This is a genomic window from Streptomyces graminilatus, assembly GCF_001418565.1.
Taxonomy (GTDB): Bacteria; Actinomycetota; Actinomycetes; order Streptomycetales; family Streptomycetaceae; genus Streptomyces; species Streptomyces graminilatus.
In genome coordinates this window covers 1-12,326 of record NZ_LIQQ01000533.1, presented here as the reverse complement: position 1 = coordinate 12,326, position 12,326 = coordinate 1, and the positions used below count along the sequence as shown (strand labels likewise).

General features: G+C 71.4%; 12 protein-coding genes. 7 read left to right on the top strand and 5 right to left on the bottom strand.

Annotation, left to right across the window (positions count from 1 at the left end; genetic code table 11):
* Window positions 1–51: 51 nt before the first annotated feature.
* On the bottom strand, window positions 52–819 hold the full coding sequence (locus tag AOK08_RS35265) for a DUF2293 domain-containing protein (RefSeq protein WP_422125796.1): 768 nt from the start codon (window positions 817–819) through the stop codon (window positions 52–54).
* A gap of 115 nt (window positions 820–934) precedes the next feature.
* Here AOK08_RS35265 and AOK08_RS35260 point away from each other — a divergent pair, with 115 nt between their 5' ends.
* The 3 genes from AOK08_RS35260 to AOK08_RS35250 all read left to right on the top strand — a co-directional run bounded on the left by AOK08_RS35260 (window position 935) and on the right by AOK08_RS35250 (window position 3,068).
* Window positions 935–1,576, top strand: coding sequence for a nucleoside/nucleotide kinase family protein (locus tag AOK08_RS35260; protein WP_198539490.1), 642 nt, complete (start codon window positions 935–937; stop codon window positions 1,574–1,576).
* 135 nt (window positions 1,577–1,711) lie between these two features.
* On the top strand, window positions 1,712–2,140 hold the full coding sequence (locus AOK08_RS35255) for a CBS domain-containing protein (RefSeq protein ID WP_055533597.1): 429 nt from the start codon (window positions 1,712–1,714) through the stop codon (window positions 2,138–2,140).
* 133 nt (window positions 2,141–2,273) lie between these two features.
* Window positions 2,274–3,068 carry a methyltransferase domain-containing protein gene (locus tag AOK08_RS35250; protein WP_055533595.1) on the top strand — a complete coding sequence of 265 codons (795 nt, stop codon included), beginning with the start codon at window positions 2,274–2,276 and terminating at the stop codon, window positions 3,066–3,068.
* A gap of 59 nt (window positions 3,069–3,127) precedes the next feature.
* Here the strand turns inward: AOK08_RS35250 and AOK08_RS35245 are convergent, their stop codons facing one another.
* The 4 genes from AOK08_RS35245 to AOK08_RS35230 form a co-directional block, all read right to left on the bottom strand.
* Complete coding sequence (locus tag AOK08_RS35245; protein WP_079054455.1) at window positions 3,128–4,039, bottom strand: carbohydrate kinase family protein; 912 nt, start codon at window positions 4,037–4,039, stop codon at window positions 3,128–3,130.
* A gap of 11 nt (window positions 4,040–4,050) precedes the next feature.
* The gene (locus AOK08_RS35240) at window positions 4,051–4,956 is read right to left on the bottom strand and encodes a pseudouridine-5'-phosphate glycosidase (protein ID WP_055533591.1); all 906 of its coding nucleotides are present in this window, start codon (window positions 4,954–4,956) and stop codon (window positions 4,051–4,053) included.
* 178 nt (window positions 4,957–5,134) lie between these two features.
* Complete coding sequence (locus tag AOK08_RS35235; RefSeq protein ID WP_055533590.1) at window positions 5,135–6,427, bottom strand: MFS transporter; 1,293 nt, start codon at window positions 6,425–6,427, stop codon at window positions 5,135–5,137.
* 164 nt (window positions 6,428–6,591) lie between these two features.
* A complete protein-coding gene (locus tag AOK08_RS35230; protein ID WP_055533588.1) occupies window positions 6,592–7,167 on the bottom strand; it encodes a methylated-DNA--[protein]-cysteine S-methyltransferase in 576 nt (191 codons plus the stop codon).
* 333 nt (window positions 7,168–7,500) lie between these two features.
* Between AOK08_RS35230 and AOK08_RS35225 the strand changes: the two genes are divergently transcribed.
* The 4 genes from AOK08_RS35225 to AOK08_RS35210 form a co-directional block, all read left to right on the top strand.
* Window positions 7,501–8,367, top strand: a complete 867-nt coding sequence (locus AOK08_RS35225; protein WP_055533586.1) for an MHYT domain-containing protein — start codon at window positions 7,501–7,503, stop codon at window positions 8,365–8,367.
* Between the two features lie 39 nt (window positions 8,368–8,406).
* Window positions 8,407–10,542, top strand: coding sequence for an excinuclease ABC subunit UvrB (gene uvrB / locus AOK08_RS35220; RefSeq protein WP_055533584.1), 2,136 nt, complete (start codon window positions 8,407–8,409; stop codon window positions 10,540–10,542).
* Between the two features lie 245 nt (window positions 10,543–10,787).
* A complete protein-coding gene (locus AOK08_RS35215; protein WP_055533599.1) occupies window positions 10,788–11,354 on the top strand; it encodes a TerD family protein in 567 nt (188 codons plus the stop codon).
* A 54-nt stretch (window positions 11,355–11,408) separates the two neighbouring features.
* The coding region (locus AOK08_RS35210; protein ID WP_198539489.1) for a TerD family protein at window positions 11,409–12,326 on the top strand (918 nt) is incomplete at its 3' end.

Here is a 12,326-nt window from a genome sequence, read left to right as displayed (position 1 = left end):
GGGTGGCCACGTTGCGGCGGCGGGCGGGTACGGGGCCGCCGCCCGCCCCGCTCACACCGCCCCGGCCCCGGCGTCGTCCCTCGTGTCGACCTCCGCTTCCGCTTCCGCTCCGGCTTCAGCTTCTGCCGCCGCTTCCAAGCTGGGTCCGGGTCCGGCTCCCGCTCCGGGGCCGACCCCCGCCTCCGCCTCCGTCGCCCATTCCCGGAGCCTCGCGTCGACGGCGCCGGCGATCCGCCGCCGGGCCTCGTGGCGCGCGACCCCGCTCATCAGCAACTGGTCGTACGACGTGTCCACATGCCGTACGGCCGCCACGACCGCCGAGATCACCGCCCGCTCGGACAACGCCCGCCCCGCCGCGCTTCGCCCCACGCGCCCGCTGCCACGAACCGAGGCGTGCGCGGCGATCGCCTCCGCCCGGTCCGCCGGGCACCCGGGAAGCAGCCGGCGGATCTCCCGCGCGAACGCCTCCGTGAACCGCAGATCCTCCTCGGCCCGCCGCCGCGCGTCCCGTGTCCGGCGCCGCCGCCGTGCCTCCGCGTCCGCAAGACACCGCTCCTCGGCCCGGGCGAGCCCCGCCTCCTCGACCAGGACGCCCTGCCGCTCGTACCGCCCCTGGCGCCGGTTGAACCGCACGACCACCGCCGACAGCCCGCTCTCCTCCCGAGACCTGCGCGTCAACGCGGTGTCGCCCCTCGGCAGGAACACCAGATGCCCGAGATCGGCACAGTCGAGACACCGAGGCGCGCCCTCCTCCAGCACGAGCAGTGGCAACGGCCCCCGACGGCACTCGGCGCACTGCCGCCGCCTGAGCGGTTGTATGACGAGAGGTCCGGCGTGGTGCGGGGGAGTCTTGTGGCCTGTCACGAATGCTTGATTCCCATCGGCGGGCGGGAATCCCCTGCCAGGCCCCACCTCCTCGAAGCCACCCGGCATCATGGGCCGTGTGCGACTGGAACCGATCACCTGGGACCGGCTCGGCGACCTCCTCGCCGAACGTGTGCTCGACCTGAAACCGGACGACGGCAGCCCCTGGCCACGGATCGCCTTCGACGGAGCCCCGGCGGCCCGCCCGGGAGACCTCGCCGAGCGGGTGGCCGAAGCACTGCGTGTACGGGGCCGGCCGTCGCTCGTCGTCGGCACCGCCGGCTTCCTGCGCCCCGCCTCCCTCCGGCTGGAGTACGGCCATGAGGACGTGGAGGCCTACTACAACGGCTGGTTCGACACCAGTGCCCTCTGGCGCGAGGTCTTCGGCCCCCTCGAACCGGGTGGCGACGGCTGTATCCTGCCCGACCTCCGCGACCCGCTCACCGACCGCTCCACCCGCAGCCCCTACGTCCAACTCCCGCCCGGCGGCATTCTGCTGCTGCACGGCCCCTTCCTGCTGCGCCACTGGTTCCCGTTCGACCTGACCGTCCACGTACTCCTCTCCCCGGGGGCCCTGCGCCGCCGTACCCCCGAGGCCGAGCACTGGACCCTCCCCGCCTTCGAGGGCTACGAGAGCGAGACGGACCCCGCCGCCACCGCCGACGTCCTGATACGCGCGGACGACCCGCGGCACCCGGCGTGGAACGGCTGACCCGGCCCCGGACGTGTCGCCCGAAAACCGTGGACCTCCGGGTGCGCATCCCCGGGCGCGCGGCGAGAATGTAGGGCGCCGGGACTAGCGGTGCCCTCCGTGCCGCGCCGGCCGTCCGGCACCGGGAGGTACTACATGACCACCGCCGGAGACATCATGCATCGCGGCGCCCAGTGGATTCCCGCCCACCAGACCCTCGACCGGGCCGCCCATATGATGCGCGAGCTGAACGTGGGCGCCCTGCCCATCAGCGACAAGAACGAACGCCTGTGCGGCATCCTCACGGACCGCGACATCGTCGTCGGCTGCGTCGCCGTGGGCCACGATCCGGCCAAGGTCACCGCGGGCGAGATGGCCCAGGGCACCCCGCGCTGGATCGACGCGGGCGCCGATGTCAGCGAAGTGCTGGAAGAGATGAAGGACCACCAGATCCGCCGGCTCCCGGTGATCGAGAACAAGCGTCTGGTCGGCATGATCAGCGAGGCGGATCTGGCCCAGCACCTCACGGACGACCAGATCGCGTCCTGGGCCGAGAGCGTCTACGCCAGGAGCACGATGCGCTGACCCGTCGCCCCGTCGCCCCGTCGCCCCGTCGACCCGTCGCTCGGTTGCGACCGGTCGGCGTGATCGTCCGACATCTCGCCGTACGGGAGCGTCGACCCGGCCGAACAAAGCGGACGACTGGGATGATCTCGCCATGACGCGAACCGACGGGTATCTCCTCGACAACCGGCAGACCGAGGCGGGACAGCGCTTCGACGCCTTCGCCGCCCTCTTCGACCCCACGACCTTCCGGCACCTCGAAGGGTTCGGTGTGGGAGCCGGCTGGCGCTGCTGGGAGGTCGGTGTCGGCGGCACCTCGGTGGTCTCCTGGCTGGCCAAGAAGGTCGGCCCGACCGGGAAGGTCCTCGCGACGGATCTCGACACCACGTGGGTGGCGCCGGCAGCCCGTCCGCCGGTGGAGGTACGCGTCCACGACGTCGGCGTCGACGAGCCGCCGGGGGAGGGGTTCGACCTGGTGCACGCCCGGCTCGTCCTCGTCCATGTGCCCGACCGGGAACGGGCGTTGCGCTCGATGATCAAGTCGTTGCGTCCTGGCGGACGGCTCCTGGTCGAGGACGCCGATCCCGCTCTGCAACCCCTGATCTGCCCCGACGAGTACGGCCCCGAGCAGCAGCTCGCCAACCGGCTGCGCCACGGCTTCCGCCAACTGCTCACGGACAGCGGCGCCGACCTGGCGTACGGCCGCAGGCTGCCGCGCCTGCTGCGCGAGGCGGGCCTGCGCAATGTGCAGGCCGACGCCTACTTCCCCGTCACCTCGCCCGCCTGCGCCACGCTGGAGTCCGCGACGATCCGTCAGATCCGGGAGCGGTTGGTGGCCGGGGGCCACGCCACGGACCAGGACATCGACCGTCACCTGGCCAACGTGGCCGCGGGCGGCATGGACCTGGCCACCGCGCCGATGATCTCGGCGTGGGGACGCAAGGAGTAGCCCGCCGTGCCTGCGGGCGGGCACGCCCCACACCCTCGCCTCAGTGGCACCCCCACGCCTCAGGCGAGCACCGGCGGCCTCCCGCCCACCCGCTGCACCGCCCGCGCGCCCGCCCGGCACGCCTCCGCCGCCGCGTCCTCGGGTACGGCGCCCGTCAGCAGGGCGGCGAGAAAAGCGCCGGTGAAGGCGTCGCCCGCGCCGGTGGTGTCCCGAGGCGTCGCGGGCACGGCCGGGACACGCGCGCACACGGTTCCCGCGCGGGCCACCAGCGCGCCGTGGGCACCCTGTTTCACGACCACCAGAGGGACGCGGCGGCTCAGTTCGGCCGCCGCGTCCCCGGGGTCGGGCAACCCGGTGAGCAGACAGGCCTCGCCGCGGCTCGGCAGCAGGACATCCACCCCGGACACGAGATCCAGGAACCGGTCGACACCCAGTTCGACGAGAAACCCCTCCGACGCCGGATCCAGGCTCACCGGTACGCCACGCGCGCGTGCCGACTTCAGCGCCACCGCGACCAATGCCCTGCTCGGCGCCGAGAACAGCAGATAGCCCGAGAGATGCAGCCGTGCGACACCGTCGAGCAGCGCGTCCGACCAGTCGTCGGCGTCCAGCCGGAGCGAGGCGCCGCTCTGGGTCAGGAACGTGCGCTCGGCCGCCGCGTCCGTGTCCACCAGGGAGATCACCGTCCCGGTCGGTGCCTCGGGATCGACGACGAGGCGTGGCCGTACCCCGCAGGCGGTCAGCTCGCGCTCGTGCCACTTTGCGGTGTCCGCGCCCACCCGTCCGAGCAGCCGTACCTCCGCGCGGCCCCAATGGGCGGCCCAGCAGGCCACATTGGCGCCCGCACCGCCCGGCAGGGTACGGATCGCGGCGCTCGTGTCGGTGCCCGGCGCGAGCGGACCCCGGTGCCGGGCCACGATGTCCGTGATGACGTCCCCGACGACGAGCAGCGCCCCGCCCGGAGTCGTCACGCCCGGAGCCGTCACGCTCCGGCCCAGGCCGTCGCGATCCGCCCCGCGAGCCGTACGTTGCCCCGGACCGCCGCAAGGTTGGCGTTCAGTGAGGCACCGTCGGTGTGCCGCACCAGGTAGTCGAGCAGGAACGGTGTCACCGCCTGCCCGCTCACCCCCTGTTCCTCGCACGCGTGCAGCGCGTCGGCGAGCACGCGCGCGTGGAGCCCGGGATCCAGTTGCTGGTTCTCCGGCACCGGATTGGCGACGATGAACGCCGACTCGGGGGAATCGAGCGCGTCCTGGGCCAGCATCACGTCCGCGACCTGCTCCGGTGTGTGGAGCGTCCAGTCCACCGGATGCCCGGAGTCCGAAAGGTAGAAGCCCGGAAAGTTGCCGGTGCCGAAACCGGCCACGGCGACCCCGAGGGTCTCCAGCCGCTGCAGGGTGGCGGGCACATCGAGAATCGACTTCACGCCCGCGCAGACGACCGTGATCCTGGTGCGCGCCAGCAGCCCCAGATCGGCGGACTCGTCCTGGGTCACCGTCCACTCCCGGTGCACCCCGCCGAGCCCCCCTGTGGCGAACACCCGTACGCCGGCCCGGGCGGCCAGCAGTGCGGTCGCGGACACCGTGGTCGCTCCGCTCGCACCGGTGGCCACCGCGAGCGGCAGATCACGGTGACCCAGCTTGCGGATCCCGTCCTCGTTCGCGACCCGTTCCAGCTGCTCCTTGTCCAGGCCCACATGGGGGCGCCCGTCCAGCACGGCGATCGTGGCCGGCACGGCGCCCTCCTGCCGTACGACGTCCTCGAGCTCCAGGGCCACCTGCAGATTGCGGGGGCGCGGCAGCCCGTGCGCGATGATCGTGGACTCCAGGGCCACCACAGGTCGACGCGCGTCGACCGCCTGCCGCACTTCTTCGGACACCACCAGCATCACGCGCCTGCTTCCTGTCGTTCGGTCTTGCCTCATCTCTGGCGGGCGGCGTGCCCGGTCAAACCCCTGGGGCCTGTGGTGGACGCCACCGGTCCGGATTCCCGACGGACGCCCCGGCGTGTCTCGGCCTCGCCGTTCTCCGGGCGCGCGGCCCGCCCGCCGTGGCCGGCACCGTGGCTCAGTCGGCCGCCTTGGCGTCCCGGACCAGGCGAGAGTCGTCGCGCGTGAACAAGGCCAGCGCGCCCACGGGTATGAGCAGACACGCGGCGGCGAGATTCAGCCACCCGTAGCCCGCCCCGGCCATCAGGAGCCCGGCGCATGCCCCGCCGAGACCCGCCGAGGTGTTCATGGCGAGGTCGGACAGCCCCTGCGCGGCGGCGCGCACGGACTCGGGCACCGAGTCGGTGAGCAGGGCGGATCCCGACACCAGCCCGGCCGACCAGCCCAGCCCCAGGACGAAGAGCCCCACCGCGGTACGGCCGTGACTGCCGTCGGCCGTGCCCGCGAGGAACGCGGCACAGGCCAGCAGGCCCACGGCGAGGCCGATTCCCGACAGTCGCCCGACCCTGTCGGACAGCCGCCCCATGAGCGGCGAGAACGCGTACATACCCGCGATGTGGCCGCTGATGACCAGCCCGATCAGTTCGATGCTCGCTCCGTGGTGCCCGAGCGCGACCGGGGTCATCGACATGACCGAGACCATGGCCGTGTGGCACACGGTCACCGTCACGAGCGCGAGCCGGGCACGGGGCGAGGCCGCCACGGCGGCGAGGCCCGCCCGCAAGGACCGGCCCTCGGCCGACCGCTCCTGCGGCGGGGCGAGTACGCGGGCCGTCAGCAGCGGATCGGGACGCAGCAGAACCGCCACCGTCACCGCCGCGACCAGGAAGATCCCGGCAGCCCAGAGGAAGGGGCCCGCGGCCGTGGGTATCCCGAGTGCGGACACGCTGCGTCCTGCGGGCGCGGCGATGTTCGGTCCGAGAACCGCCCCTATGGTGGCCGCCCACACGACGTTCGAGATGGCCTGGGCCCGCCGGTCCGTCTCCGCGAGATCGGCGGCGGCGAACCGCGCCCCCAGATTCGCCGACGAGGCCGCGCCGAACCCGGCCATGCCGCACAGCAGCAGCGGAAAGCTGCCGATGACCGCCGCGACCACCACGACACCCGCTCCCAGGGCGCCGATGAGATACCCCAGGACCAGCCCGGGGCGCCGCCCGCGCGCGGTCATCAGCGCCGCCATCGGCAGCGACGCCACCGCCGTACCCGTGACCATCGCGGTGGGCGCGAGCCCGGACAGCGACTCGGTACCACTGACCCGCTGGGCCAGTACGGAGGAGAGCGCGACACCGGTGGCCACCCCGAGCCCGCCGAGGATCTGGCTCGCGACCAGCACACCGGAGATCCGGCGCCGCAGCACGGGCAGTTGCCCGTCGGCCACGGGCACGCCGGTGCTCCGCTCGACGGCGGTCATCGTGGCCCACCCGTGCGGACGAAGGCTGTGGTCACTGACGCGGTCCCCCCTGATTCCGCAAAAGTTCCCCTACGGAATCGCCACCCGTACGGGACTTGTCCCCTCAAGCCGAGACGCCGAGGGCTCCCTACTGGTGAAACCCTCGGATCTCGTCACTGAAACCCTCAGAACAGCGGCTCGGGCAGCACCCCTTCGAGTGCGAGCAGCTTCCGTTTGGTCTCCAGGCCGCCCCCGAACCCGCCGAGACCGCCGTCGCTCTCCACGACCCGGTGGCACGGCACCACGACGGGCAGCGGATTGGCGCCCATGGCCGCGCCGACCGCCTGAGCGGCGCCGGGCTGGCCGACCCGGCCGGCCAGGTCGCCGTATCCGACGACCGCGCCGTACGGCACGCCCGAGGCGAGCTCGCGCAGCACCTGCCGGTTGAAACCGGAGATCAGGGACCAGTCGAGAGGCAGTTCGAAATCGCGCAGCTCGCCCGCGAAGTACGCCGCGAACTGGCGTATCGCCTCGGCCAGGAGAGGCGACCCGGGTGCTTCGACGGGCTCGGCGCCCAGCCGGGAGGCGAGCCGCTCGACCGTCTTCTCCCGCACGGGTTCCGTGGCATGGAAGACCACGTTCACCAGGCCCTCGTGCGTCGCGGCCAGCAGCAGCGGGCCGATGCCGGATTCGACAACCGCCCACACGACCCGCTGCCGGTTCTCCGGATCCTGCCGCTCGTCCCGCCCGTGGATGTCCATGCGCCCCACCGTACGACCCGCCACTGACAACGCCCGGCACGCGGTCCGAGCGCACGGTCGAAGCGGGCGGGGACGGCCGCGAGTGACAGCAGGTGACAACGGAGGAACAACGGTGAAAGAGGTGCGACACAGGCACAGATTGAAAGAAGTCGCCCGAGTCCGCACACTCCTGCCGCACAAGTGAGGGAAGGCCGTGTTTCTTTACCGGAAAATCGTTCGACCCTTCTTCAGGCAGTCATACTCTCTGCCACAACCCTGACCGCTGGTCGGTCCTGGGGGCAGGGAGCGCTTCGGGGAATTCCGGAACGCAACAGGGCGGAAGGGCAGCCGCGCATGCACGGCACGGTCGACGGATTCAGCTACGGACTCGTCACCCCGCTGGTGGCCTACTTCATGGCCTGCCTGGGCGGCGCGCTGGGCCTGCGCTGCACCACCAGAGCGATACTCGTCACCCAGTCGTGGCGGCCGGGCTGGCTGGTACTGGGCTCGGCCGCGATCGGCTCCGGCATATGGACCATGCACTTCGTCGCGATGATGGGGTTCACCGTCAAGGAAGCCCCGATCAACTACGACATGCGGCTGACCTTCGCCAGCCTGGGCGTCGCCGTCCTGATGGTCGGCATCGGGATCTTCATCGTGGGCTACCGGGGAGCCAGTGGAACGGCGCTGTTCACCGGGGGCACCATCACGGGTCTCGGCATCGCCTCCATGCACTACCTGGGCATGGCCGGAATGCGCCTCAACGGGAACCTGGAGTACGACACCTTCACCGTCTCCGTCTCGGTCGTGATAGCCGTCGTGGCCGCCACCGCCGCCCTCTGGGCAGCCGGGCAGGTCCGCGGCTTCATGTGGAGCGTGGGCGCCAGCCTCGTCATGGGGCTCGCCGTCAGCGGCATGCACTACACGGGCATGGCCGCCCTGCGGGTCCATCTCCACGGCGGGCCCGGGAGCCCGGAGGGGACCTCGTCCGCCGGTCTGCTCGCCCCCCTGATGATCGGCCCGCTGGCCTTCCTCCTGCTGGCCGGTGTCGTAGTACTGCTGGACCCGCTGGTGGTCATGGGCAAGCCCGGACGCGGCCCCGCCGACAACAAGCCCGGCATCCCGGCCCACCCGGCTGTCCCGCGCCCCGGCCGCCGCCTGCCGCAGAGCCCCGGCCGGTCCCACGAGTACCGCGGCTCCCGCACCCCGCAGAACCGGTGACCGGAGCCCGTTGTCAGTGGGTGGTCGTACGGTGGATGCATGCGGCCAGTTTCCAAGATCGAACGCACGGTGGCGCCCTTCGAGGTCGTCAGCCCCTACCAGCCCAGCGGCGACCAGCCGGCGGCCATCGCCGAGCTGGCTCGGCGCGTCGAAGCAGGTGAGAAGGACGTCGTGCTCCTCGGCGCGACCGGCACCGGCAAGTCCGCCACCACCGCGTGGATGATCGAGAAGCTTCAGCGCCCCACGCTCGTCATGGCGCCGAACAAGACCCTGGCCGCCCAGCTGGCGAACGAGTTCCGGGAGCTCCTCCCGAACAACGCCGTCGAATACTTCGTCTCGTACTACGACTATTACCAGCCCGAGGCGTACGTCCCCCAGTCGGACACCTATATCGAGAAGGACTCCTCGGTCAACGAGGAGGTCGAACGTCTGCGCCACTCTGCGACGAACTCGCTGCTCACCCGGCGGGACGTCATCGTGGTCGCCTCCGTGTCCTGCATCTACGGCCTTGGCACCCCGCAGGAGTACGTGGACCGGATGGTGCCCCTCAAGGTCGGTGAGGAGATCGACCGGGACCAACTGCTGCGCCGCTTCGTCGACATCCAGTACACCCGCAACGACCTGGCCTTCACCCGGGGCACGTTCCGCGTGCGCGGCGACACCATCGAGATCTTCCCGGTCTACGAGGAACTGGCCGTCCGCATCGAGATGTTCGGCGACGAGATCGAGGCCCTCTCCACCCTCCACCCGCTCACCGGCGAGATCATCAGCGAAGACCAGCACATGTACGTCTTCCCGGCCACCCACTACGTGGCGGGGCCGGAGCGCATGGCGCGGGCCGTCGACGACATCGAGAAGGAACTCGGCGAGCGGCTCGCCGAACTGGAGAAGCAGAACAAGCTCCTGGAGGCCCAGCGCCTGAGGATGCGGACGACGTACGACCTGGAGATGCTCCGCCAGATCGGCTCCTGCTCCGGCGTCGAGAACTACTCGATGCACTTCGACGGCCGCCTCCCCGGCTCCCCGCCGAACACCCTGATCGACTACTTCCCGGACGACTTCCTGCTCGTCATCGACGAGTCGCACAACACGGTCCCGCAGATCGGCGCCATGTACGAGGGCGACGCGTCCCGCAAGCGCACGCTCGTCGACCACGGCTTCCGGCTGCCCTCCGCGCTGGACAACCGCCCTCTGAAATGGGAGGAGTTCCAGAAGCGCATCGGACAGACCGTCTATCTGTCGGCGACCCCCGGCAAATACGAGCTGTCCCGGGGCGACGGCTTTGTCGAGCAGATCATCCGGCCCACCGGCCTCATCGACCCCGAGGTCGTCGTCAAGCCGACCGAGGGCCAGATCGACGACCTGGTGCACGAGATCCGCACACGCGCCGAGAAGGACGAGCGTGTCCTGGTCACCACGCTCACCAAGAAGATGGCCGAGGACCTCACCGACTACTTCCTGGAACTCGGCATCCAGGTCCGCTATCTGCACAGCGACGTCGACACCCTGCGGCGGATCGAGCTGTTGCGCGAACTGCGCGCCGGCGAGTTCGACGTCCTGGTCGGCATCAACCTCCTGAGGGAGGGCCTCGACCTTCCCGAGGTGTCCCTGGTGGCGATCCTCGACGCCGACAAGGAGGGTTTCCTGCGTTCCGGCACCTCCCTGATCCAGACCATCGGCCGCGCGGCGCGCAATGTGTCCGGCCAGGTCCATATGTACGCCGACAAGATCACCCCGGCGATGGAGAAGGCCATCGAGGAGACCAACCGCCGCCGGGAGAAGCAGGTCGCGTACAACAAGGAGCGGGGCATCGACCCGCAGCCCCTCCGCAAGAAGATCAACGACATCGTCGCGCAGATCGCCCGTGAGGACGTCGACACGGAACAGCTCCTCGGCTCTGGTTACCGCAAGTCGAAGGACGGCAAGGCGGCCAAGGCCCCGGTGCCCGCGCTCGGCAAGGCGGCCAAGGGAGCCCGGGCCGGCAAGGGCAAGGCCGGGGAGACGGTGCCGACGGACCGCCCGGCGGCCGAACTCGCCGACCAGATCGAGGAGATGACGGCCCGGATGCGCGCCGCCGCGGCCGACCTGCAGTTCGAGGTCGCCGCCCGGCTGCGCGACGAGGTGTCCGAGATGAAGAAGGAACTGCGGCAGATGAAGGAGGCGGGCATCGCCTGACCGCCGCACGGGCACACGGGGTGCCGGCCGTCGCACGGGCGGGCATCCCGGCCGGTGCCCGTGAGCTGCGTCGTACGCGCAGTGTTGCAACACCGACACAAACTGCGCACCGGGCTTCGGCGCTGTCAGTGCCCGTGCGTAGGGTTCAGGTCATCCGCGGACCCCGCGGAAACAGGGGACGTTCGAGAGGGGAACAGCGCGTGGTGGACGTATCCAAGGGCGGAACGCCCGGTGGCGGCGTCAATCTGACCAAGGGTCAGGCCATCAACCTTCAGAAGAACGACGGGGGGACGCTGACCGCGGTGCGCATGGGCCTCGGCTGGCAGGCCGCTCCCCGGCGTGGTCTGTTCGGCTCGCGTACGAGGGAGATCGATCTCGATGCCTCCGCCGTGCTGTTCGCCGACAAGCAGCCCGTCGACGTCGTGTTCTTCCGCCACCTCGTCAGTGACGACGGCTCCGTGCGGCACACCGGGGACAACCTCGTGGGCGGGGTCGGCCAGGGCGGTGACGACGAGGCGATCCTCGTCGACCTGCCGCGCGTGCCGGTCCACATCGACCAGATCGTCTTCACCGTGAACTCCTTCACGGGGCAGACCTTCCAGGAGGTGCAGAACGCGTTCTGCCGTCTGGTCGACGAGGCCAACGGTGACGAACTCGCCCGCTACACCCTTGACGGCGGCGGCCAGTACACGGCGCAGATCATGGCGAAGGTGCACCGCGCGGGCAGCGGCTGGAAGATGACCGCCCTCGGCACACCCGCCAACGGCCGCACCTTCCAGGACCTGATGCCGGCGATCCGGCCGCACCTGTAACCGGGCCCGGGCAGCCCACGGAACGTAGAGAACGACAGCGGGGGGACGAAGGCGATGACGGCCGAGCTGGTCCGGGGGCAGAACCACCCGCTCTCCCAGGTCCGCCTCCAAGTCCGGATCTCGGCCGGCGCGCCGATCGTGGCCGGGGCCACGATCGGCGACGAGCAGGGCAAGGTCCTGGGCGTCGAATGGGTGGCCCACCCCGGAGCTCCCACGCTCCCCGGCCTTGAGGTGTCCAGGCAGGCGGCGGCCGACCACCGGCTCGCCGTGGACCTCGATGCCATGCCGGGGTCCGTGCACCGGATCAGCGTGGTGCTCGCCCTGCCGTCCGGTGTGGGCGGGCCGGTCCGCTTCGGTGCCGTCACCGCACCCGTCGTCGCTGTCACCGGCCTCGACGGCACCGGGATCGCCAGTTACACGATCACGGGCCTGGCGGCCGAGTCTGCCGTGGTCGCCGTGGAGCTCTACCGCAGACAGGGCGTCTGGAAGGTGCGTGCCGTCGGCCAGGGGTACTCCGGCGGCCTGGCCGAACTCCTCACCGACCAGGGCCTCCCCGAGGCCCGCCGCCTCGCCGACGCCGTCGACGAGGCGGTGTCCCGGGCCCACTCCCGCTCAGTGGCACCCCCGCCACCCCGCACGCGGGAGGGCGACCGCACCCACCGGACCACGTCGTCCCAGGCCCCCGCGCAACCCGCGTCTCCGTACGCGGCTCAAGGGCCGCAGGACACCCCGACCGCCCGACCCGCGTCCCCGTACGAAGCACAGGGCCCGCAGCACACCCGGGCGCAGGCCGACCAGCCGGGCGGGCAGGGTGATCCGGCCCAGGCGGATCATTCCGGGGGTGCGGCGAACACCGGCCCTGGCGGCACCCCGCAACCCGCCGCTCCCGTCGCCGGAGCCCCGATCGACTACAGCCATCCCGGCCGCCGTACGGCAGCTCAGCCACCGGCCCCGCCCACCGCACCCCCGACC